Source organism: Nocardia sp. PLKS1-43 (assembly GCF_059510335.1).
Window position 1 is genome coordinate 513,800 of the sequence record NZ_JCAJZQ010000005.1, and the last position, 19,478, is coordinate 533,277.

General features: G+C 68.4%; 18 protein-coding genes and 1 tRNA gene. 7 read left to right on the forward strand and 12 right to left on the reverse strand.

Annotated elements, in window-relative coordinates:
• Positions 1-51: 51 nt before the first annotated feature.
• A complete protein-coding gene (locus AC5WS7_RS21760; protein ID WP_495956372.1) occupies positions 52-2,118 on the reverse strand; it encodes an ArnT family glycosyltransferase in 2,067 nt (688 codons plus the stop codon).
• Positions 2,119-2,306: 188 nt separating this feature from the next.
• On the opposite strand from AC5WS7_RS21760, the gene AC5WS7_RS21765 reads away from it, so the two are divergent.
• Positions 2,307-2,379, forward strand: a tRNA-Gly gene (locus tag AC5WS7_RS21765).
• 129 nt (positions 2,380-2,508) lie between these two features.
• Here the strand turns inward: AC5WS7_RS21765 and AC5WS7_RS21770 are convergent.
• The 3 genes from AC5WS7_RS21770 to AC5WS7_RS21780 all read right to left on the reverse strand — a co-directional run bounded on the left by AC5WS7_RS21770 (position 2,509) and on the right by AC5WS7_RS21780 (position 7,005).
• Complete coding sequence (locus AC5WS7_RS21770; protein WP_495956373.1) at positions 2,509-4,533, reverse strand: glycosyltransferase family 39 protein; 2,025 nt, start codon at positions 4,531-4,533, stop codon at positions 2,509-2,511.
• Positions 4,534-4,619: 86 nt separating this feature from the next.
• Positions 4,620-6,323, reverse strand: coding sequence for a sensor histidine kinase (locus tag AC5WS7_RS21775; RefSeq protein ID WP_495956374.1), 1,704 nt, complete (start codon positions 6,321-6,323; stop codon positions 4,620-4,622).
• Complete coding sequence (locus tag AC5WS7_RS21780; protein ID WP_169813424.1) at positions 6,301-7,005, reverse strand: response regulator transcription factor; 705 nt, start codon at positions 7,003-7,005, stop codon at positions 6,301-6,303. The genes AC5WS7_RS21775 and AC5WS7_RS21780 overlap by 23 nt, the downstream gene beginning before the upstream one ends.
• Before the next feature lie 251 nt (positions 7,006-7,256).
• On the opposite strand from AC5WS7_RS21780, the gene AC5WS7_RS21785 reads away from it, so the two are divergent.
• Positions 7,257-8,033: a DUF5666 domain-containing protein gene (locus AC5WS7_RS21785; RefSeq protein ID WP_495956375.1), complete on the forward strand. Its 777-nt coding sequence runs from the start codon at positions 7,257-7,259 to the stop codon at positions 8,031-8,033.
• Between the two features lie 54 nt (positions 8,034-8,087).
• Here AC5WS7_RS21785 and AC5WS7_RS21790 read toward each other — a convergent pair whose 3' ends face one another.
• The 4 genes from AC5WS7_RS21790 to AC5WS7_RS21805 are packed head-to-tail and all read right to left on the reverse strand — an operon-like array spanning position 8,088 to position 11,960.
• Entirely contained in the window at positions 8,088-9,092 is a 1,005-nt protein-coding gene (locus AC5WS7_RS21790; RefSeq protein ID WP_495956376.1) for a carbohydrate kinase family protein, read from the reverse strand.
• Positions 9,079-9,873: an ATP-binding cassette domain-containing protein gene (locus AC5WS7_RS21795; RefSeq protein ID WP_495956377.1), complete on the reverse strand. Its 795-nt coding sequence runs from the start codon at positions 9,871-9,873 to the stop codon at positions 9,079-9,081. The genes AC5WS7_RS21790 and AC5WS7_RS21795 overlap by 14 nt, the downstream gene beginning before the upstream one ends.
• Positions 9,870-10,877 carry an ABC transporter permease gene (locus AC5WS7_RS21800; RefSeq protein WP_495956378.1) on the reverse strand — a complete coding sequence of 336 codons (1,008 nt, stop codon included), beginning with the start codon at positions 10,875-10,877 and terminating at the stop codon, positions 9,870-9,872. Before AC5WS7_RS21800 ends, AC5WS7_RS21795 begins: the two co-directional genes overlap by 4 nt.
• 45 nt (positions 10,878-10,922) lie before the next feature.
• Complete coding sequence (locus AC5WS7_RS21805; protein WP_495956379.1) at positions 10,923-11,960, reverse strand: substrate-binding domain-containing protein; 1,038 nt, start codon at positions 11,958-11,960, stop codon at positions 10,923-10,925.
• Between the two features lie 227 nt (positions 11,961-12,187).
• On the opposite strand from AC5WS7_RS21805, the gene AC5WS7_RS21810 reads away from it, so the two are divergent.
• Both AC5WS7_RS21810 and AC5WS7_RS21815 read left to right on the forward strand, forming a co-directional pair.
• Entirely contained in the window at positions 12,188-13,216 is a 1,029-nt protein-coding gene (locus tag AC5WS7_RS21810; RefSeq protein WP_495956380.1) for a LacI family DNA-binding transcriptional regulator, read from the forward strand.
• A 54-nt stretch (positions 13,217-13,270) separates the two neighbouring features.
• Positions 13,271-13,972 carry a Uma2 family endonuclease gene (locus AC5WS7_RS21815; protein WP_495956381.1) on the forward strand — a complete coding sequence of 234 codons (702 nt, stop codon included), beginning with the start codon at positions 13,271-13,273 and terminating at the stop codon, positions 13,970-13,972.
• Positions 13,973-14,032: 60 nt separating this feature from the next.
• On the opposite strand, the gene AC5WS7_RS21820 is transcribed toward AC5WS7_RS21815, so the two are convergent.
• From AC5WS7_RS21820 to AC5WS7_RS21835, 4 genes are all read right to left on the reverse strand, one after another.
• A complete protein-coding gene (locus AC5WS7_RS21820; RefSeq protein WP_495956382.1) occupies positions 14,033-14,800 on the reverse strand; it encodes an IclR family transcriptional regulator in 768 nt (255 codons plus the stop codon).
• A 78-nt stretch (positions 14,801-14,878) separates the two neighbouring features.
• Complete coding sequence (gene pucL / locus AC5WS7_RS21825) at positions 14,879-15,787, reverse strand: factor-independent urate hydroxylase (RefSeq protein WP_495956383.1); 909 nt, start codon at positions 15,785-15,787, stop codon at positions 14,879-14,881.
• A gap of 3 nt (positions 15,788-15,790) precedes the next feature.
• On the reverse strand, positions 15,791-16,126 hold the full coding sequence (gene uraH, locus AC5WS7_RS21830) for a hydroxyisourate hydrolase (RefSeq protein ID WP_495956384.1): 336 nt from the start codon (positions 16,124-16,126) through the stop codon (positions 15,791-15,793).
• Complete coding sequence (locus AC5WS7_RS21835) at positions 16,123-16,620, reverse strand: 2-oxo-4-hydroxy-4-carboxy-5-ureidoimidazoline decarboxylase (RefSeq protein ID WP_495956385.1); 498 nt, start codon at positions 16,618-16,620, stop codon at positions 16,123-16,125. Before AC5WS7_RS21835 ends, uraH begins: the two co-directional genes overlap by 4 nt.
• 198 nt (positions 16,621-16,818) lie before the next feature.
• Here AC5WS7_RS21835 and AC5WS7_RS21840 point away from each other — a divergent pair, with 198 nt between their 5' ends.
• The 3 genes from AC5WS7_RS21840 (at position 16,819) to AC5WS7_RS21850 (ending at position 19,237) form a co-directional block, all read left to right on the forward strand.
• Positions 16,819-17,631, forward strand: coding sequence for a hydroxypyruvate isomerase family protein (locus AC5WS7_RS21840; RefSeq protein ID WP_495956386.1), 813 nt, complete (start codon positions 16,819-16,821; stop codon positions 17,629-17,631).
• 80 nt (positions 17,632-17,711) lie between these two features.
• Positions 17,712-18,053 carry an NAD-binding protein gene (locus tag AC5WS7_RS21845; protein ID WP_495956387.1) on the forward strand — a complete coding sequence of 114 codons (342 nt, stop codon included), beginning with the start codon at positions 17,712-17,714 and terminating at the stop codon, positions 18,051-18,053.
• On the forward strand, positions 18,050-19,237 hold the full coding sequence (locus AC5WS7_RS21850) for a glycerate kinase (RefSeq protein WP_495956388.1): 1,188 nt from the start codon (positions 18,050-18,052) through the stop codon (positions 19,235-19,237). Before AC5WS7_RS21845 ends, AC5WS7_RS21850 begins: the two co-directional genes overlap by 4 nt.
• The last annotated feature ends 241 nt before the right edge of the window (positions 19,238-19,478 follow it).

Consider the following 19,478-nt stretch of genomic DNA (forward strand, 5'->3'; position numbering starts at 1 on the left):
AGGTGGTGCCTGTGTTTCCGGGCCCGCGCGAAGGGACCGCCGACGGATCGGTCAGGAGATCGGCTTGGTCAGGTCGTAGACCGTGGTGCCGCCGACCGTTGTCGCGGTGTAGTGCTGTTCGACCCAGGTCGTGATCTGGGACGCCACTCCGGAGTCACCGCCGGGGCCGCCGTGGCCGCCCGCGATGAAGTAGTGAATGTCGCCGTCGGCCACGTACTGCTCGAACTGCGCCAGCGTCGGTGAGTTGTCGCTGCCGGTGAAGCCGCCGATCGCCATGACCGAAGCGCCGGTGGACAATTCGAGACTGCCGGCCGACTGGGAGCCGATCGCGGCCGCGGCCCAGCGGTAGTTGGCGCTGTTCTTCATCAACTGCTGCAGCGCCGAGTTGTTGTCGGTGCCACCGCCGGGGCCGCCGCCCTGGCCGCCCTGGCCGCCGAATTGCGATGTCTGGCTCGAGTTCGTACCGGTCGATGTCCCGGACGGTGCGCCACCCGGGGCCGCCGTGCCGGACGGAGCGGCGCTCGGCGCGTTCGAACCCGTTGTGCCCGAGAGCTTGTGCGAGCTGCCGCCACCGAATCCGCCACCGAATCCGCCGCCGAAGCCCTGACCGGAGCTCGGGCCCGAGGTCGGGATGGAACCGGTGTGCACCGTCGCCACGGTGTCCACGGTGTAGGCCGCCGAGCCCGCGAATCCGAACAGCAGGCCCGCCGCCGCGACGATCACCGTGAAGCGGCCGAGCGCATGGGCGCCGACGATCAGCACCGCCGCGATCAGGATCGAGCCGACCAGCACGATCCAGCGCAGCGCCGGATACCAGTCGGGGGTGCGATCGAGCAGGACGTAGTTCCAGACTCCGGTGGCGGCCAGCATCGCGCCGAGCACCACGCGGGCCGCGAGATTACCTCTGCCGCGCCACAATTCGACCACCGACATACCCACCAGCGCGGCCACGGCAGGCGCCAGCGCGATCATGTAGTAGGGGTGGATGGTGCCCTGCATGAAGCTGAATACGATGCCGGTGACCAGAAGCCAACCGCCCCAGAGGATCAGGCCCGCCCGGGTGCGCCCGGTGCGCGGTGTGCGGCGAGTGAACCACAGGCCCGCGATCAGTCCGATCAGCGCGGCGGGCAGCAGCCAGGAGATCTCGGTGCCGAAGGAGTCGCCGAACAGCCGGGTGATGCCGGTGCTGCCACCGAACATGGTGCCGCCACCACCGCCACCACCGCCGCCGTTGCCCGCACCGCCCAGAACACGCCCCAGGCCGTTGTAACCCAGCGCCAGCTCGAGCAGGCTGTTGTCGGTCGAGCCGCCGATGTACGGCCGGGAAGCACTGGGCCACAAGGCAACCAGGGCCACGAACCAGCCACCGGAGATCACCATCGCGACGCACGCGCCGAGCAGTTTCACGATGCGCTCACGCAGCGCGATCGGCGCGGCGACGAGGAAAACCAGTCCCAGCGCGGGCAGCACCAGGAATGCCTGCATCAACTTGGCCAGGAAGGCGAATCCGACCGCGACACCGGCCAGCGCCAGCCAGCGCCCGCTGCCCTTCTCGGTCGCGCGCACCGTGCAGTAGGCGGCCGCGACGAGCAGGAAGACCAGCAGCGCATCCGGGTTGTTGAACCGGAACATCAGCGCGGCCACCGGAGTCAGTGCCAGTGCGGCACCCGCGAGCAGACCGGCCGCTGGACCGTTCCAGCGCCGCACCGCGGCATACACCAGGGCCACCGAGGCCACACCCATCAGCGCCTCGGGCAGCAGCATCGAGAACGAGCTGAAGCCCAGCAGGCGGCCGGACAGAGCCATCACCCACATGGCGGCCGGTGGCTTGTCGACGGTGATGGAGTTACCCGGGTCGAGCGAACCGAACAGCAGCGCCTTCCAGCTCTTGGTGCCGGATTGCACTGCGGCGGCGTAGAAGTCGTTGGCCCAGCCGTTGCGGGTCAGGCCCCAGAAGTACAGGAACGCGGCCGCGACCAGCAGAGCCCACAGGCTCGGTCGCGCCCAGCGCGGCTGGTCGGGTGGCCCGTAGAGCCGGCAATGCCACGGCGGTCGCCTGTGCGGCTCGACGGGATCGGCTGGTGCGGCCCGGTGGACGGGCTCGGCGGTGATCGTCATCGGAAGGTCCTCTCATCGGTCCCTACCATGTTCGGATTCCGCGATGGGCCGGATATTGGTCCGCCCTGTGCGCATCCTGTGACGTCCAGGCCCGCACCCCCACACCAACAGCATCCCTGCTGACCTGCTGATTCGATATTTTCCCGATCGGTCGGCTAAGGTTTCTACTCGCCGTGAGAACACGGTATGCGGATGTAGCGCAGCTGGTAGCGCATCACCTTGCCAAGGTGAGGGTCGCGGGTTCGAATCCCGTCATCCGCTCTGTATTTTCTGCGGGTCTGGACTTCTCCCCCGGCCCCGGCTTTTCTTCCCGGCCCACAGCCTTCGGTACACGACTCCGCGCCCGTTCCAGGTCTGGAACGGGCGCGGAGTCGTTGTCCCGGCCTTCGATCAGCGGGCGGCGGTCAGGTCGTAGACCGTGGTGCCGTCGATGGTTCGGGCGGTGAAATTGGCCTTGACCCACGCGGCGATCCGGGTGTCGGTATCGCTGCCGGTGTTGGTGGATCCGCCACGCATGCCGCCCATCACCGAGGCATCGATGTAGTAGTGGATCTTATGTTGGGCCACATAGGTTTCGAACTGTTGCAGGGTCGGCGACGGGTCGGTGCCGTTGTAACCGCCGATGGCCATCACGGGGGAACCTACGGCGAGCTGATATCCGGCGGCGTTGTCCGAGCCTATGGTGGCCGCCACCCAGGTGTAGTCGCTCGCGTTGTTCTGCAGCGCCGCAACGACATTCGCGCCGGGCTCGACACTGCCGAACGGGCCGCCCCGCATACCGCCGGGATTTCCGGTCCGGGAATTACCGGCCGCGATTCCCGCGCCGGGGACGCTGTTCCCCTGCCCGGTGGCCGAATTGCCCTGACCTGCCACGGCATTCGCGCCACCATCGGCATTCCCGCCACCGTTCCAGCGGCCGCCGCCCGGCCCGCCGTGTCCGCCGCCCGGGAATCCTCCCGCACCGTCCGGCCCGGCCGACGGCATCGCCCCGCTGTGCGTAGTCCCCACTGTCGCAATCGAATACGCGGCAGGTCCGGCAAGACCGGTGATCACGGCAGACAACAGCACCACCGTCACGACGGCCTGGGGCAGCCTGTCGATCAGCAGGAGCAGCACCGCCGCGAGCACCGCGGCGACCGCGATCGTGGGCGCCAGCCACGGCATCCAGTCCGAGGTCCGCCGCAACAGTATCCAGGCCAGCGCGGCGGTTACGAGCACGGTGCCCGCCAGCACGACGCGAGAGCGAATATCGTTGCGGCTGCGCCACATCAGTGCGGCGCCGATACCGACGGCGCCGCCGATCGCGGGCGCGAGAGCCACCGTGTAGTACGGGTGCAGAATTCCGTTCGCGAAGCTGAACACAGCTCCGGTGACCACCAGCCAGCCCAGCCACACCAGCAGCGACGCGCGAGTGCGGTCCGTACGCGGCGCGCGCCGGATCACCCACAGGCCGGCCAGGCCCAGGATCACCGCCGCCGGGATCAGCCAGGCGACCTGCCCGCCCATCGAATCGGCGAACAGCCGATTCCACCCGGCGTCGTAGTTGGTATTGCCCAGCCCGCCGGTCTCATCACCGGTCAACCGGCCGACGCCGTTGTATCCCAGCGCCAATTCGAGCACGCTGTTGTTCTGCGAGCCGCCGATATAGGGCCGCGAATCCGCGGGCCACAGCGCCGCCAGCGCCAGATACCACCCCGCGGACACCAGCACGGCCAGCGCCGCGGCTCCCGCATGCAGCAGCCGTCGAGGCCACGACCGTTGTGCGGCAAGCAGATACACCACCAGCAGCGCGGGCAGCACCAGGAACGCCTGCAACATCTTGGCCAGGAAGCCGAAGCCGATGAACGCACCGGCCAGCGGCAACCACCACGCGGCGGAATCCTTCTCGACCGCGCGCAGCGTGCAGTAGGCCGCGACGGTCAGCATCAGGACCAGCAGCGCGTCCGGGTTGTCGTAGCGGAACATCACGGCGGCCACCGGAGTCAGCGCCAGCACGGCCCCGGCCAGGATCCCGGCCCAGTGCCCACCGGCCCGCCGCACCGCGGCATACAGCACCGCGACCGCCGCGACTCCCTCGAGCGCCTGCGGTACGAGCAGACTCCACGCGTTGAAGCCGAACAGCCGGGCGGAGATGTCCATCACCCACAGCGCACCGGGCGTCTTGTCCACGGTGATCGAATTCGCCGCGTCGCTGGATCCGAACAGCATCGCCTTCCAGCTCGTCGACCCGGCCTGGACGGCCGCGGCGTAGAACTGGTTGGCCCAGCCGCTCGCCCCCAGATCCCACAGATACAACACCGCCGTCGCGGCCAGCAGGGCCGCCAGGCTCAGGCGGCGAATCCGCCGCGGCCGCCGGGATTCGGCGGGCGGCGGCGCCGTCGGTGCGGCTACAGGTTCCAGCAATGTCGAGGTCACGCTGTAATTCTTCGGATCATTCGTGGCTCCTGACTTGGTCGCCGCTGTGCACTGGCTGTGAGCCGTGCGAACGGGTATCCCGCGCGTCACTGTTGCCGATGACGCGGGGCGCGGGCGTGCCGAATACCTCCGTGCGAGCCGCGGGGCCTCGCGGGACGCCGCCCCGAAGTCTTCGTATCGCACGTCACGACTTCCGCGCCGGTCCGTGCGATCGGCGGCGCGTCCTGGATCAGCGGCAGCCGAACGGTGAACTCGGTGCGGCCGGGAACGCTGTCGACGGTGATCTCGCCGTCGTGCGCCTTGACCACCGCGGCCACGATCGCCAGCCCCAGCCCGGTACTGCCCGCATGACGCGATCGCGAGGAGTCGCCGCGGGCGAAGCGCTGGAACACCTCGGGTTGCAGCGCGGCCGGGATACCGGGCCCGTCGTCCCGCACGGTCCACACCGCCGAACCGGCGGCGGCATCGATATCCAGCGCGGCCACGACCGTGGTGCCCGGCGGGGTGTGCACGCGGGCGTTGGTGAGCAGATTGGCCAGCACCTGGTGCAGCCGCGCGACATCCCCGACGACCATCACCGGACGATCCGGCAACGACAGATCCCACTGGTGATCCGGACCCGCGACATGGGCGTCACTCACCGCGTCGACGGTCAGCGGGGTCAGATCGACGGGCTGGCGTTCGAGCGGCCGGCCCGAATCCAGTCTGGCCAGCAGCAGCAGATCCTCCACGAGACCGGACATCCGGTGCGCGGCGGCGTCGACCCGCCCCATCGCGTCCGCGACGACCGGCGGCACATCGTCTCGATTCCGTTGCGCCAGTTCGGTATAGCCGCGGATCGCGGCCAGCGGAGTACGCAACTCGTGACTGGCGTCCGCGACGAACTGCCGCACCCGCGTCTCGCTGTCGTGTCTGGCCGACAGCGCTCCGGCGATATGGTCGAGCATCCGGTTCACCGCCGCGCCGAGCTTGCCGACCTCGGTGCCCGGATCCGCGTCCGAAGCCGGAACACGAACGGGCAGTTCGACTTCCCCGCGATCCAGCGGCAGCCGCGCCACCCGGGCCGCGGTCGCCGCCACCCGGTCCAGCGGTGCGAGGGCGCGGCGAATCACCCAGACGCCGACGGTGATCGCGACGGCCAGCGCGACGATCGTGACGATCACCGAAACCGCCAGTCCCCGCATGAGTGTCGCGTCCACCGAGGCCATCGGCAGGCCGCTGATCACGGTGGTGTGCTTGTAGGTCGCGCTCGCCACCACGCGATAGCTGCCCATCCCGTCGAGGTCGATGGTGACCGGTTTGTTGTCGGTCGCGAGGCCGGCGAGCTGACTCTTCGCCGCGTCGCTCAGCGCGATCTGACTTCCGTCGGAGCCGACTTTGCCTGCGGCCGTGACCTTTCCGGCGGAAACGACCGCGCCGATGGAATCGGGCTGAATGCCGCCGCGGTCGAGGAAGGTCGGGCCCGGCCCGGAGGACCTGGACTCGGGCGGATGCGGTGGATGCGCGGCCGGATCGTCCGGGATCGGGCCGACGCTGGGCCCGCCGCCGGAATCGAACAGGGCGTGGGTCTCGGCGTCCGTCAGCTGCGAATCCAGCTGATGAACCAGGAACTGTTGCAGCGCGAGCTCTGTCGCGGCGCCGATGCCGACGACCACGAGGACCAGCAACAGCACCTGTCCGACCAGCAGCCGCAGTCGCAGCGACCAGCGTCGCGGGGACCAGCGGCCGGAACGACGGTGTGGGTTCGTGGCGTCGGTGAGACCGGGCTCAGGTGGCGGGTTTGAGGACATAGCCCGCACCCCGGAGCGTATGGATCATCGGCTCGCGGCCGTTGTCGATCTTCTTGCGCAGGTAGGAGACGTACAGTTCGACGATATTGGAGGTGCCGCCGAAGTCGTAGTTCCAGACCCGGTCCAGGATCTGCGCCTTGCTCAGCACGCGCTTGGGATTGCGCATGAAGAAGCGCAGCAATTCGAATTCGGTGGAGGTCAGGTTGATCGGGTCGCCGCCGCGGGTCACCTCGTGGCTGTCCTCGTCCAGGACCAGATCGCCCACGACGATCTGAGCGCCGCTGTCGTGCATGGTGATTCCGGTGCGACGCAGCAGGGCGCGCAGCCGCAGCACGACCTCTTCGATGCTGAACGGCTTGGTGACGTAGTCGTCGCCGCCAGCGGTGAGTCCGGCGATGCGATCCTCGACCGAATCCTTGGCGGTCAGCAGCAGCACGGGCAGGTGCGCGATCTCCGCGCGCATCTTGCCCAGCACCTCGAGTCCGGTCATATCGGGCAGCATGACGTCCAGGACGACCACGTCGGGGCGGGTCTCGCGAGCGCGGGCGATGGCGGTGCGGCCGTCACCGGCGCTGTGCACCTCCCAGCCCTCGAACCGCAGCGCCATCGACAACATCTCGGCCAGCATCGGCTCGTCGTCGACGACCAGTACGGTCACGGGACTGCCGTCGGCGCGGCGCATCACGGGGCGTTCGGTCGGGGTATTGGCACTGGTCATAGCGGTCACCTCATCATGGTCACGCCCGGTGCTCGGAGCGGGCTTTGTCCCGGCTGTGCGCTACCTGTGAAACGTACCCCGCTCGGAAAAGCGCCCTGACCAGCGCGCATATTCAATGCTGACTCCGCGCACAGCCCGCACCCAGCTTGGCCGCACACGGTGGAGCGAACACCGACGACCCCGTCGGGCCCCGGTATCAAAGGAGTACTTCCGTCATGACCGCTCCCGAGCAGCCTTCGCGCCCCGAGCAGCCCGAACACACCGAACCGATCCAGGCCGAACCGCCCCGGACCGAGCCCACCTGGGGCGCGCCGCAGAGCGCCCCCTCGACCTGGACCACCCGCAAGACCATCGCCACGGTCGGCATCGCCGCGGCGATCGCCGCGGTGGGCGGCGGCGTGATCTACGCCGCTTCCGGCAACTCCTCCGAGCACGGCCAATTCGGCGGTCCGGGCGGCGGCCCCGGCTGGAGCATGAACGGCCCCGGCGGCCAGGGCGGAGCGAACGCCTCCGGCCCGGGCGCGAGCAACTCCGGACCCGGCGGCGCGATCGGCGCACCGACCCTGCACGGCCAGTTCGTCATCTCCGACGGCAACGGCGGATACACCACCGAACTCACCCAAACCGGAACTGTCACAGCCATTTCCGCGGATTCGATCACGGCGAAAAGCAGCGACCAGTACACCCACACCTACACCATCAACACCGCGACCCGGACCGAGTCCGGCCTGAAAGTCGGTGACACCGTGAGCATCCGGGCCACCGACGCGAACGGGACGTCCACCGCCACGGTCATCACCGAGCCCAGCGCCAAGCAGAACAGCAACGGTACGAGCCGCCGCGGCAACCGCATGGTGCAACGTCCCGGCGGCGGCAACGGCGCCAACAGCAGTGACCCGAACCAGATGCCCAGCGACCCAGGGCAATTCGGTCCCGGCGGAATGGGCGGGCCGGGAACCCAGATGGACGCACAGGCCCCGACGACCAACTGATCGAGCGATACGCCGAATAGCGGCGGCTTCCCCGACCGGGGTCCGGGATCGGACTCACCGCCGCCCGGTACGGACGAATTCGACGACCTGTGCGGCCGTGGGCGGGTCCGCTCCGCGGCGGGCGCACGTCAGGGCGGCGATCACGGTGGCCTCGTCCAGAACGCGAGTCAGCTCGGCTGCGCCCATGGCGCGCAGCGCTTTCCGACGGTTCGCGCCGAGCAGATCGCGACGGTGCAGACCGGCGAGCAGGCCGGCGGAGAAGGCGTCACCCGCGCCGACGGTGTCCACCACGTCGATCGGCACACCGGGACGGTGCAGCGGGGCGTCATCCTCGGCGGTGGCGGCGAGGACGCCGTCACCACCGAGGGTGACGACGACCAACGCCGGGCCCCGGCATGCCCAGTCCGTGAGGACGTCGCGCGGTGGACGCCCGGGGTAGAGCCAGGCCAGATCCTCCGAACCGACCTTGACCAGATCGGCCAGCGGCAGCACCGCATCGACCCGGGCCCGCGCCTGTTCGTGATTCATCAACTGCGGCCGCATATTCGGGTCGTAGGAGATCGTCGCGGCGGGCCTGGCGCGTTCGATCAGGCGGAGCAGGGCGTCGGCGCCGGGCTGCTGGGTCATCGCCAGCGAACCGGTGTGCAGGGCGACGACATCACCGTCGAGCGCATCGGCGAGTTCGGCGTCGGTCCACTGCCAATCCGCGGTGCCGTCGATGCGGAAGTCGTACTGCGCCACACCATCCGCGTCCAGATCGACGATCGCCAACGAAGTCGGCTGCCGCGCCCGGATCGTGTGATCGAGGCCTATACCGTTGTCCTGCAAATGGTTCCGGACTCGATTGCCCATCGCGCCCGCGCCGATACGCGCGAGCATCCGCACCGGTGCGTCCAACCGCGCCAACCCCACCGCGACATTGGCCGGGCTGCCGCCGGGCATCGCCACGAACTGTCCCGGAACGTCGGCGGGCACGAGATCGACCAGCGCCTCCCCGGCGACGGCGATGAGCCTGGCTGCCTCACCGGCGTCTTCGACGCTCACCTCAACCACGGACACGGTGACCGTCCACCTCCGCACCGGCCATCGCCCCGGTCATGATGGCGACAGCGTCGGACATCGAGAACTCGTGCGGTTCGATCACCGCTACCCGCCGGCCCAGCCGCTGGATGTGCACACGGTCGGCGATCTCGAAGACGTTGGGCATGTTGTGGCTGATCACGATCACCGCGAGGCCGCGGTCGCGGACCTCGCGGATCAGATCCAGTACCATGCCGGTTTCCTTGACCCCGAGGGCCGCGGTGGGCTCGTCCATGATCACCACATGCCGGGCGAAGGCAGCGCTACGCGCCACCGCCACCCCCTGCCGCTGCCCACCCGAGAGCGTCTCCACGGACTGCTTCATCGATCGGATGCCGATCTTCAGATTCGCCATGTGCTCCTGGGACTCGCGGATCATCCGATCCTTGTCCAGCATTCGGAACACCGAACCCAGGATGCCGCGGCGGCGCAATTCCCTGCCCAGGAACAGATTGTCGGCTATGTCGAGCGCTGGAGCCACCGCCAGATCCTGATACACCGTCTCGATACCGGCGCGGCGGGCATCGAGGGGGCGGCGGAATCGCATCGGCTTGCCGTCGAGGAGGATCTCGCCCTCGTCCGGAGTCACCGCACCCGAAAGTGCTTTGATCAGAGTGGATTTCCCAGCACCGTTGTCACCGATCACCGCGAGGATCTCGTTCGGGTACAGGTCGAAGTCGGCACCGTCCAGGGCGGTGACATGACCGTAGCGCTTCACCAGCCCCGTCGCCTGCAGGACAGGCTGTTTCGACTCGATCATCGCTGCTGCCTCCTGCGGTTGAACTGGTCCACGGCCACCGCGGCGATCACCAGGATGCCGGTGATCAGCGTCTGATAGATCGACGCTACTCCCATGAGCTGCAGGCCGTTTCGGATGATTCCGACGATCAGCGCGCCCAGCAGGGTACCGATCACACTGCCGCGCCCGCCGAACAGGCTGGTGCCACCGAGCACCACGGCGGTGATCGAGTCGAGGTTGTCGGTCTGCCCGGCGTTCGGATCTCCCACCCCGGTGCGCGCGACCAGCAGGAGCGCGGCCAGGCCGTAGATCAGCCCGGCGGCGGTGTAGACGCCGAGAAGGACTCGGCGCGTATCTATTCCGCTCAGCCGCGCGGCCTCGGGATTGTTGCCGACGGCGTAGACGTGCCGCCCGGCCGAGGTCTGCCGCAGCACGTACCAGGCCACGGCGAACAGCACCAGCATGGCCACCGAACCAAAGGTGATGTCGGTGCTGCCGAGTGGGAACGTCTTGTCGAAGAAGGTGAGCATCGGCGGCAGCCCCGAGATGGTCTGCTCCTGTGAATAGATGTGCGTCAGCGCGAACGCGACGCCGTAGGTGCCGAGCGTGACGATGAACGGCGGCAACTTCAGCATGCTGACCAGCGACCCGTTCACCAGTCCGAATGCCGCGGTCAGCGCCAGGCCCAGCACGATCGCCGCCAGCGGCGGCAGCCCGGAGTCCACGGCCAGTTTCGTGATGGCGATATTGCCCAGCGCCATCACCGCACCGTTGGACAGGTCGATACCCGCGGTGAGGATGACCAACGTCTGCCCGATGGCCAGTGTCCCGACCTCCATCACCTGCTGCACGATCAGCGAGAAGTTCCCGCCGGTGAGGAACCGGTCGGATTCGGCGGCGAAGAAGACCACGGCGATGAGGATCGCCGCGACCGGGCCGAAGTTCGGCAGATTCAGCACGCGCGTCAGGGTCGACGAAATCGACCGCGGCGGAGCGCTTTCCGGGGCGGAGGTGGTGGCGGTCATGGGAGTCCTTGCTTCGGTGAGCTGTGGTCCGGGTGGGCTGGGCGATCAGCCCCAGCAGTTGTCCAGGCCGTACTGCACGTCCTTGGAGTCGAGGCCGGCCTGCGGTCGGGCGGTGACGAGGTTGACCCCGGTGTCGGTGAAGCCGGTGGTCTTCTTGCCGGTCTTGGCGTAATCGACGATCGCCCGCACGCCCTCGCCGGCCATCTTCAGCGGGTACTGCTGAGCGGTCGCGGCGATCTTGCCGTCCTTGACCGCCTGCACGCCCGTGCAGCCGCCGTCGATGGACACGATCAGCGCGTCGTTCTTCCGGCCGGCGGTCTCGAGCGCGGTGTACGCACCCAGTGCCGAGGGCTCGTTGATGGTGTAGACGAGGTTGATGTCGGGATCCTTCTGCAGGCAGGTCTCCATCGCCGTCTGCGCCTTGGCCTGATCGCCCTGGGCAGCCTGCGCGCACACCACGTTCGGCGCGGTCACGTCCTGGGTCATATCCTGGGTGGCCTGCGCGGCGCCGTAACCGGACAGGAAGCCGTTGTGCCGCAACGTACCGACGCTCACGCCCGGGTTCAGGTCGATCATCGCGATCTTGACCGGCTTGTCGCCCTCGACGGCCTTGGCGTACTTGCCGATCAGCGTTCCCGCGGTGAAGTTGTTCGTCGCGAACAGCGCGTCGACCGCGGACTGCGGCTCGGTCGGGGTGTCCAGTGCGAACACCTCGACACCCTTGGCACGGGCCTTGGCGATGGCCGGGACGATCGCCTTGGTATCGCTCGCGGTGATCATGATGCCCTTGACGCCCTCGGCGACCATATTCTCGATCGCGGTCACCTGGCTGGCGTTGTCCCCGTCGAATTTTCCCGCGGCAGTGACCAGTTTGACCCCCGCCTGGTCAGCGGCCTTCTGCGCGCCCTGTTTCATCTTGACGAAGTACGGGTTGGTGTCGGTCTTGGTGATGAGCCCGACCTCGATTTGCCCGCTGCCGCCGGCCCCCTTGCCGCAGGCGGTGGCCGTGAGGGCGACACAGGTGAGCGCGACCGCCGCGGCGGCGAAACGAACAACACGAGAGGATGTGGCACGAGAGGACATCGATGTGCTCCTGGCAGGTACTGCTAAGACAACGTTGTCAGAGACCATAGACCGTGACACAGCTCACGTCCAGATCCACAATCGACTGCCTCCAATGCGCTTCATCGGCGGGCGACGCAGCTTCGTCGACCGGTTCGCGCCTTCGACGGCGTGCTAGAAAGAAGGTGATGTCAGCGTTGTCAGGCTCCCGACCGCCCTCCGCTCGCACACCGCGACGCGGTGCCACGATGCGTGAGGTCGCCGCACTGGCCGGGGTGAGTATCAAGACGGTGTCGCGAGTGGTGCGCGGCGAAGCCGGTGTCTCCCCGGAGCTGGCCGCGCGGGTCACCGACGCCGCCGCCATGCTCGACTACCGGCACAATCTCGCGGCCAGCACGCTGCGCGGGCACGATCAGAAGACCGCCGCGATCGGGCTGGTGCTGATGGATGTCGCCAACCCGTTCGCCTCGGCGCTGCATCGCGCGGTGGAGGACTTCGCTCACGGCCGCGGGACACTGGTATTCGCGGTTTCCAGCGACGAGAACCCCGGCCGTCAGCGCGAGGTGCTCGACGCGCTGCTTTCCCGCCGCGTCGACGGACTCATCGTGATGCCGGTCGGTAACGATCACGGCATGCTACTGCACGAGCAAAAGCGCGGCACCCCAATGGTTTTCGTCGATCGACTGCCCGCGGCCACCGAAATCGACAGTGTCACCGTGGACAATCGCGAGGGCGCGCGGCGCGCGGTCGAACACCTCGCCGCACACGGTCATCGCCGTATCGCGTATCTCGGTGACCTGCAAACGATCTGGACCGCAGCGCAACGCTACGCCGGCTACGTCGAGGGTCTGGCCCGCACCGGAGTCACCCTGCACCCCGAGCTGGTCCGTGCCGACCTGCACTCCCCCGAGGCCGCAGAGACAGCGGCCGATATTCTGCTCACTCGTCCCGACCGCCCGACCGCGATCTTCAGTGCCCAGAACCTGGTCACCATCGGCGTACTGCGCGCCATCCAGAAACACGGCCTGCACGAGGAGATCGCCCTCGTCGGCTTCGACGACCTCCCTCTGGCCGAACTCCTCACGCCCCGCCTCACCGCCGTCGTCCAGGACCCCGCCCGCATCGGCCGCACCGCCGCCGAACTCCTGTTCGCTCGCCTGGACGGTGACGTGTCCCCGGCTCATCACCGGGTGATCCCTACCCGTCTGGTCACCCGCGGCTCGGGCGAGATCTCACCGCTCGCGAAACCGGACAGAACACGGCGACCGAGGCCCTGAACACAACAGGAATACCCACGCCGACCTGGACAGACAGCCGCTACCATTACCGCTATGTCCATCCGGCACCATGCGCGCCCCGACCTTCCCGCGACGATGACCTGGGAGGAACTCGAGCTCTTGCCCGAGGAGATCGCGGGTCAGATCGAACTGTGGGAGGGGCGCGTCGTATGGGCACGACGAGGGCCGGCCGAGCATCAGGACTGCACCGTCGAGTTTCGCAACGCGCTCAGACGGTGCGCCCGCGCGGATATGGCCGAGCGCCCGGATCGGTGCTGGCGAGTCAGTGTCGAGACAAATGTATTCCTCGGCGACACAGGCAAATCCGACTTTTTGACCCCCGATTTCCTGGTCTACGGCTGCCTGGAGGAAAGGTACCAGGACATTCGCGCCTCGGACGTTCAACTGGTCGGCGAGGTTCTCTCGCCGTCCAACACTCCGCGCGACGTCGAAATGAAGAAGACGAGATACGCGAAGGCCGGTATCCCTTGGTACTGGGAGGTGCTCCTCGGACGCGGCGAGCATCCAACGACCACCGTTCGGGCATACGGCCTCGAGACCGGCCACGGCCGACTGCCCGAAGACGTAACGCCATTGCGGCGGGCGAACTACCTCATCGCCGGAGAATGGATTTCCGGCCCTCCGGAGCCCGAGGATCTCGAGAACGGCACCGCCCCCGGCGAATTCAATTCCGCCGGAATCAGTTTCGATTTCCCGTTTCCCATCCGCATCCCGTGGTCCGAACTCGAATACTGACACCGCACCCGGCAGGCCCTGCCTGCCGCACCCCGGCCGAGCACAGTCAGAGATCCCGAATCAGTTGGCCGCGTTGAGGTCTCGCCCCAGGCTCGCGGCAGTATCGGTGAGCAGCGGAATGACGACGTCCATGTCCAGGCCGGAGACACGCGTCTGGGGCCCGGAGATGGACACGGCGGCACGGGTCGGGGCATCGGGGATGGCGACCGCGAAACAGCGGACACCGAGCTCGTGCTCACCGTCGTCCATGGCGTAGCCCTGCTCGCGGATTCGATCGACCTCCTCCAGCATCACCGCCAGATCGGTAATCGTGTGAATTGTCCGGGGACTCATGGTGATTCGCGACATAATGCGTTCGGCCTCGGCGGGCGGCAGGGTCGCGAGCACGGCCTTGCCCACGGCGGTGCAGTGCAGGTCCACCCGCTGACCGACCTCGGTGAACATCCGCATGGCGTGCGGGGAGGGCACCTGCGCCACGTAGACGACCTGATCTCCGTCCAGCACAGCCATATTGGAGGTCTCCCCGGTCAGATCCCGCAGCCGGGTCAGATGCGGGCGGGCCGAGGCGCCCAGCACCCGGCCGGCCGTCTCACCGAGACGAATCAGCCTGGGCCCCAACGAGTATCGCCGGGACGGCTGCTGCCGGATGTAACCGCCCGAGATGAGCGTGCGCAACAGCCGGTGAATGGTCGGCTGCGGCAGCCCGGACGCCTCCGCGAGCTGGGACAGCGTCGCGTCACCGCCGGCGTCGGCCACCAGCTCCAGCAGTTCGAAGGCCCGATCGACGGACTGTACGCCGCCACTGGCCCGCGGCTGCGTTTCGGTCACGGCGCTGCTCCTCCTCGGTTGGCATTTCCACCATCGTGCCAGTGAATTCCGCCATACGGAAGAGCGGCCCGTCTCCGCTCAGCAGAAACCGGGGATGCCGTGCCAGGCGTTGCCGGGCTCGGGCGCGTCGTCCCGTTCGACGGTGGCCTCGATCAGCCCGTACGGCCGATCCGCGGCGATGAACACCTCCCCCGGATTGTCCACCCCGAAACGCTCCAGGTCGTAGCGGAAGTGATGCTTGTTCGGCGCCGAGAAGCGGATTTCGGCGACGTCCGGATGCTGTTCCAGCACCGCGCGCCCCATGCTGTACAGGGTCTGCTGCAATGCGTAGGAGTGCACAACGGCGAACTGCCGCAACAGGATCGCGCGAATCGAGTCGAAACTCCCGTCCCAGTCGATCGCGTCGGCGCCGGCGTAGCGCCAGCGGGCGACCAGGGAGGTGGCCATGATCCGGTCGGTGGTCGGTTCCAGAGTGGTGTACTCGTCCTGGAAGAAACCGTGGAATTCCGAACCGGTCGACTTCAGCACCACCAGATCCTTGATCCCGGACACCACGTGCGCCCGCCTGTCCGGCCCGGTTCCGTCGACATTGACCACCGTCGTGCGCACGCCCCCGCCGGTCCGCACGAAGGAATGGTCGTGCAGTGCGCCGTCCACCGGGATGCGATCCCAGGAGTACTCGTCGATCTCGATGCGCGCCCCGTCCGCACCCGGACACCGGGCGATGAAATGGTCGGCGAGGGTCAGCGCGAAATCCTCGATCGCGGCCACACCCTTCTGCTCGGCGAACGCGAATACCGTGTTCTTCTGCGTATCGGTGGGCAGCACGTCCCGTTGGTCACCGGTGACGTGCGCGTCCTCGAACCGGCCGCGCAGTGCGGTGGAGACATTCAGATCGCGGATCCGGTGGCGATCGGTGTCCCGGAAGACACGCACGAGACGGTTCTCGGCCTTGCCGTACTGATTGGGCCCGAGCCGGATGGCCATGGGTCAACTCCCTCGATAGGTGGACATGGCGAACGGGGACAACAACAGCGGAACATGGTGGTGCTGTTGCGGATCCGCGACGGTGAAGGTGATCGTCACCTCCGGGAAGAAGTGGTCACGGTCGCCGTAATAGGCGGCGGTGTCGAAGGTGAGCCGATGGTCAGCGGCCTCCACCCGCTCCGGGCCGAGGGTGGTGCAGCGACCGTCCTCGTCGGTACGGCCGGACCCGAGCTCGCGCCAGCCCTCGGCCGAACGAACTTCGAGGCGGACGGGGACGTCGCGCGCGGGGCGGCCGTGGGCGGTGTCGAGCACATGGGTGGTGATGGCGCTCCGGGTCATGCAATTACCTTCCCTTCCAGCCGCTTTCGCGCGATCGCGGCGAGTTCGGCTCTGGTGACCAGGATTTCGGCATCGGGATCGTTGTTCATCCGCGCGGTGAGGTCGGCGAGCAGCTCGGGCCCGGTACGACCGGCGGCGCACACCAGGTAGATGTGCCCGAATCTGGCTTCGTAGGCACGGTTTGCCGCACGCAGCCGTTCCAGCAACGCGGCGTCGGCGGGGTCGACACCGGACTGCTCCGCCGCGGCCGACGAACCGGGGACCGTCACCGCACCGATACGGGGATGATCGGCCAGCGCGGCGCGCACCTGTTCCGGACGCAGTGCGAGCACCTCGCGTTCGGCCAGGGACAGCAGCGTCGCCGGATCGGGGTAGGGCCGCGCGGCGGCGACCGCTTCGACCCACTCCGCCAGGCCGACCACGGCCCCTAGAGTGTCTCGCCACTCGTCCTCGGGCAGTTCGTTCAGCTGGGCCGTCGTCAGGGGTAGTCGCACTCGCCGCACCTCCGAGTCTCATTGTTCCGGCCGATCCACGAAAGATGTTGACCACCATGCCTGGCAGGCGTTACCGTCGTATTACGGAAATGAAATTCCACATTACGAAACTATTTTCGTATGCCGTCCCGTGGTGAGATCGACGGCAGCAGCGATTCACCCGCCCGGACGTTCGCACCCAGACGAAGAAGAGATGGCATGACACGACACCCTCTGCCCTATGCGGTGAATCTGTCCATCCTGTTCACCGAACTGCCGTTGCTCGAGCGCCCGGCGGCGGCCGCGGCCGCGGGCTTCGACGCGGTGGAGTTCTGGTGGCCCTTCCCCACCGCGACCCCGGCCGACGCCGAGGCCGACGCCTTCGTCGCCGCGATCGAACGAGCGGGGGTGCGACTGATCGGGCTGAACCTCTTCGCCGGTGATATGCCCGCCGGCGACCGCGGGCTGGTTTCCTGGCCCGGCCGGGAGCAGGAGTTCGCCGCGGGCGCGGCCGCTGCCGCGCGGATCGGCGGCCGGCTCGGGTGCCCCGCGTTCAACGCCCTGTACGGCAATCGAATCGAGGGTCTGGACCCGCACGAGCAGGACGAGGTGGCGATCCGCAATCTTGGCGTGGCCGCCGGCATCCTCGGCGAGATCGGCGGCACCGCCCTGATCGAGCCGGTCAGCGGGATGCCCGCCTATCCGTTGCGGACCGCGCAGGACGCGATCGGCGTCATCGACCGAGTGCGCGCGGCGCGGGGCGCGACTAATCTGGGCCTGCTCGCGGACCTCTACCACCTGAGCGTCAACGGCGACGATCCGGACAAGGTCATCGACGGCTACGCGGATCGGATCGCGCACGTCCAGATCGCCGACGCACCCGGACGGCACGAACCCGGAACCGGTGACCTGGACATCTTCGGCTATCTGGGCAGGATCGCCGAGTCCGGTTATCGCGGCCACGTCGCCGCAGAATACGTCCCCAGCGGAGCCAGTGCCGAGAGCTTCGGCTGGTTGCCCGCACCCCGGTGACCACACGATCGGCGCGGGTTTGCGGCGGGACCCGCCGGATCGACCGAACCCCCCTGGGGCACAGCGATATTGGAGCGGCAATGAGCGGAATCGGATTCATCGGACTCGGGATCATGGGCGCTGCCATGGCATCCCGTCCGGCCGAGGCCGGACACGAGGTGATCGGCCATACCCATGATCCGGCGGCACACGCGCGTTCGGTGGCCGACGCATCGATGGCGGCCCGCGAATTCACCCCCGGCTTCCGGATCGACCGGCACCACAAGGATATGGGCATCGTCACCGCCGCGGCCCGCCGGGCGCGACTCGCACTGCCGACCGCCGCGCTCACCACCGCCGCTCGCGCCCAGGGTCTCGGATCGCTCGATCATTCGGCACTGCCGGCCGCGATCGAGAAGCTCGATGGGCTCGGCGAGTCATGACGCGGCGAGAAAGCGCACCGGACGGGCCACCACCGCGAATCGTCTTGGCGCCGGACAAGTTCAAGGGGTCGCTCACCGCCCGGCAGGTCGCCGACGCGGTGGCCGAGGGGATCCGGCGGATTCGTCCCGATGCCGACATCGCCTGGATACCCGTGGCCGACGGCGGGGAGGGCACGGTGGATGCGGCGATCGCCGCCGGATACCAGGCGCGCACGGTCCGGGTGACAGGGCCGACCGGAGAACGGATACGAACCCGCTTCGCGCACGACCGATCCGTTGCCGTAATCGAGGCGGCCGCGGCGTGCGGTTTGTACCAGTTGCCCGGCGGTGTACTCGCACCGCTGACGGCGACCAGTCGCGGCGTCGGCGAGCTGATCCGCGCCGCACTCGATTATAGTTGCCGCACAATCATTCTCGGGGTCGGCGGCAGCGCCTGCACCGATGGCGGGGCCGGCATGCTCGATGCGCTGGGAGCCTCGTTGCTCGACATCGGCGGCCGGCCCGCCGGTTCCGGTGGCGGCGCTCTGACCGATGTCGCGTACCTGGATCTGCGTCGGCTCGACCCGCGTATCCGTGCGGCGGAACTGGTGCTGGCCAGCGATGTGGACAATCCGCTGCTCGGAAACCGGGGTGCCGCGGCGGTTTTCGGTCCGCAGAAGGGCGCGAGCGCGAGCGAGGTGGCCATGCTGGAGGCCGGTCTGGCGCACTGGGCCCGGCTGGTGGGCGAGCGCACCGGATTCGATGCCGCCGATCGACCGGGAGCCGGTGCCGCCGGAGGGATCGGATTCGCCGCTCTGGCCGTGCTCGGCGCGCATCGGTCCAGCGGCATCGATGTCCTGCTCGACCTCGTCGGATTCGACCGAGCCGTGCGGGGGGCGGATCTCGTGGTGACCGGCGAGGGCTCGCTCGATGCGCAGACCCTGCACGGTAAGGCGCCCGCCGGCGTCGCGGCCCGCGCCGGGCACGCGGGGGTACGCACGATCGCCGTGGCCGGTCGGCAACTGCTGGATGAGGCTCAGCTGCGCGCGGCGGGCTTCGCGGCCGCGTATCCGCTCACCGATCTGGAACCGGACATCCGCCGCTGCCAGGACGAGGCCGCGGCGCTGCTGCGCCGGCAAGGTGAGCGGATCGCCCGCGAACAGCTCACCGCACCGCTCCCGCCGTCGTCCCCCTCGCCATCATGACCAGGACCATGCCCGCCGCCCGAGCGGAATCCGGAAACCCTACGCCGTCAAAGGGTTTCCGGCACCACTGCGGCGGGATGCTCACACATCAGCCGCGATGGGCGCCGGGCCCACGTATACGCCGCGCCTCGTGCCGACACCGTGTTCCCGGCCTCGGCGGCGTCGATCAGCTTCGGAATCCACCGATACGGGCCCATGCGGCCGACGGCTGGCATCGACTCGGCATCCCCGAACCGGTGCG

What these genes read in the sequence shown, in the direction of transcription:
- AC5WS7_RS21760 (WP_495956372.1), bottom strand. Translation starts at nt 2,118, where the DNA reads ATGACGATCACCGCCGAGCCCGTCCACCGGGCCGCACCAGCCGATCCC.
- uraH (WP_495956384.1), bottom strand. Translation starts at nt 16,126, where the DNA reads ATGACCCGGAGCGCCATCACCACCCATGTGCTCGACACCGCCCACGGC.
- AC5WS7_RS21810 (WP_495956380.1), top strand. Translation starts at nt 12,188, where the DNA reads ATGCGTGAGGTCGCCGCACTGGCCGGGGTGAGTATCAAGACGGTGTCG.
- AC5WS7_RS21840 (WP_495956386.1), top strand. Translation starts at nt 16,819, where the DNA reads ATGACACGACACCCTCTGCCCTATGCGGTGAATCTGTCCATCCTGTTC.
- pucL (WP_495956383.1), bottom strand. Translation starts at nt 15,787, where the DNA reads ATGGCCATCCGGCTCGGGCCCAATCAGTACGGCAAGGCCGAGAACCGT.
- AC5WS7_RS21785 (WP_495956375.1), top strand. Translation starts at nt 7,257, where the DNA reads ATGACCGCTCCCGAGCAGCCTTCGCGCCCCGAGCAGCCCGAACACACC.
- AC5WS7_RS21800 (WP_495956378.1), bottom strand. Translation starts at nt 10,877, where the DNA reads ATGACCGCCACCACCTCCGCCCCGGAAAGCGCTCCGCCGCGGTCGATT.
- AC5WS7_RS21845 (WP_495956387.1), top strand. Translation starts at nt 17,712, where the DNA reads ATGAGCGGAATCGGATTCATCGGACTCGGGATCATGGGCGCTGCCATG.
- AC5WS7_RS21815 (WP_495956381.1), top strand. Translation starts at nt 13,271, where the DNA reads ATGTCCATCCGGCACCATGCGCGCCCCGACCTTCCCGCGACGATGACC.
- AC5WS7_RS21805 (WP_495956379.1), bottom strand. Translation starts at nt 11,960, where the DNA reads ATGTCCTCTCGTGCCACATCCTCTCGTGTTGTTCGTTTCGCCGCCGCG.
- AC5WS7_RS21775 (WP_495956374.1), bottom strand. Translation starts at nt 6,323, where the DNA reads ATGTCCTCAAACCCGCCACCTGAGCCCGGTCTCACCGACGCCACGAAC.
- AC5WS7_RS21780 (WP_169813424.1), bottom strand. Translation starts at nt 7,005, where the DNA reads ATGCGCCGCGCCGACGGCAGTCCCGTGACCGTACTGGTCGTCGACGAC.
- AC5WS7_RS21850 (WP_495956388.1), top strand. Translation starts at nt 18,050, where the DNA reads ATGACGCGGCGAGAAAGCGCACCGGACGGGCCACCACCGCGAATCGTC.
- AC5WS7_RS21795 (WP_495956377.1), bottom strand. Translation starts at nt 9,873, where the DNA reads ATGATCGAGTCGAAACAGCCTGTCCTGCAGGCGACGGGGCTGGTGAAG.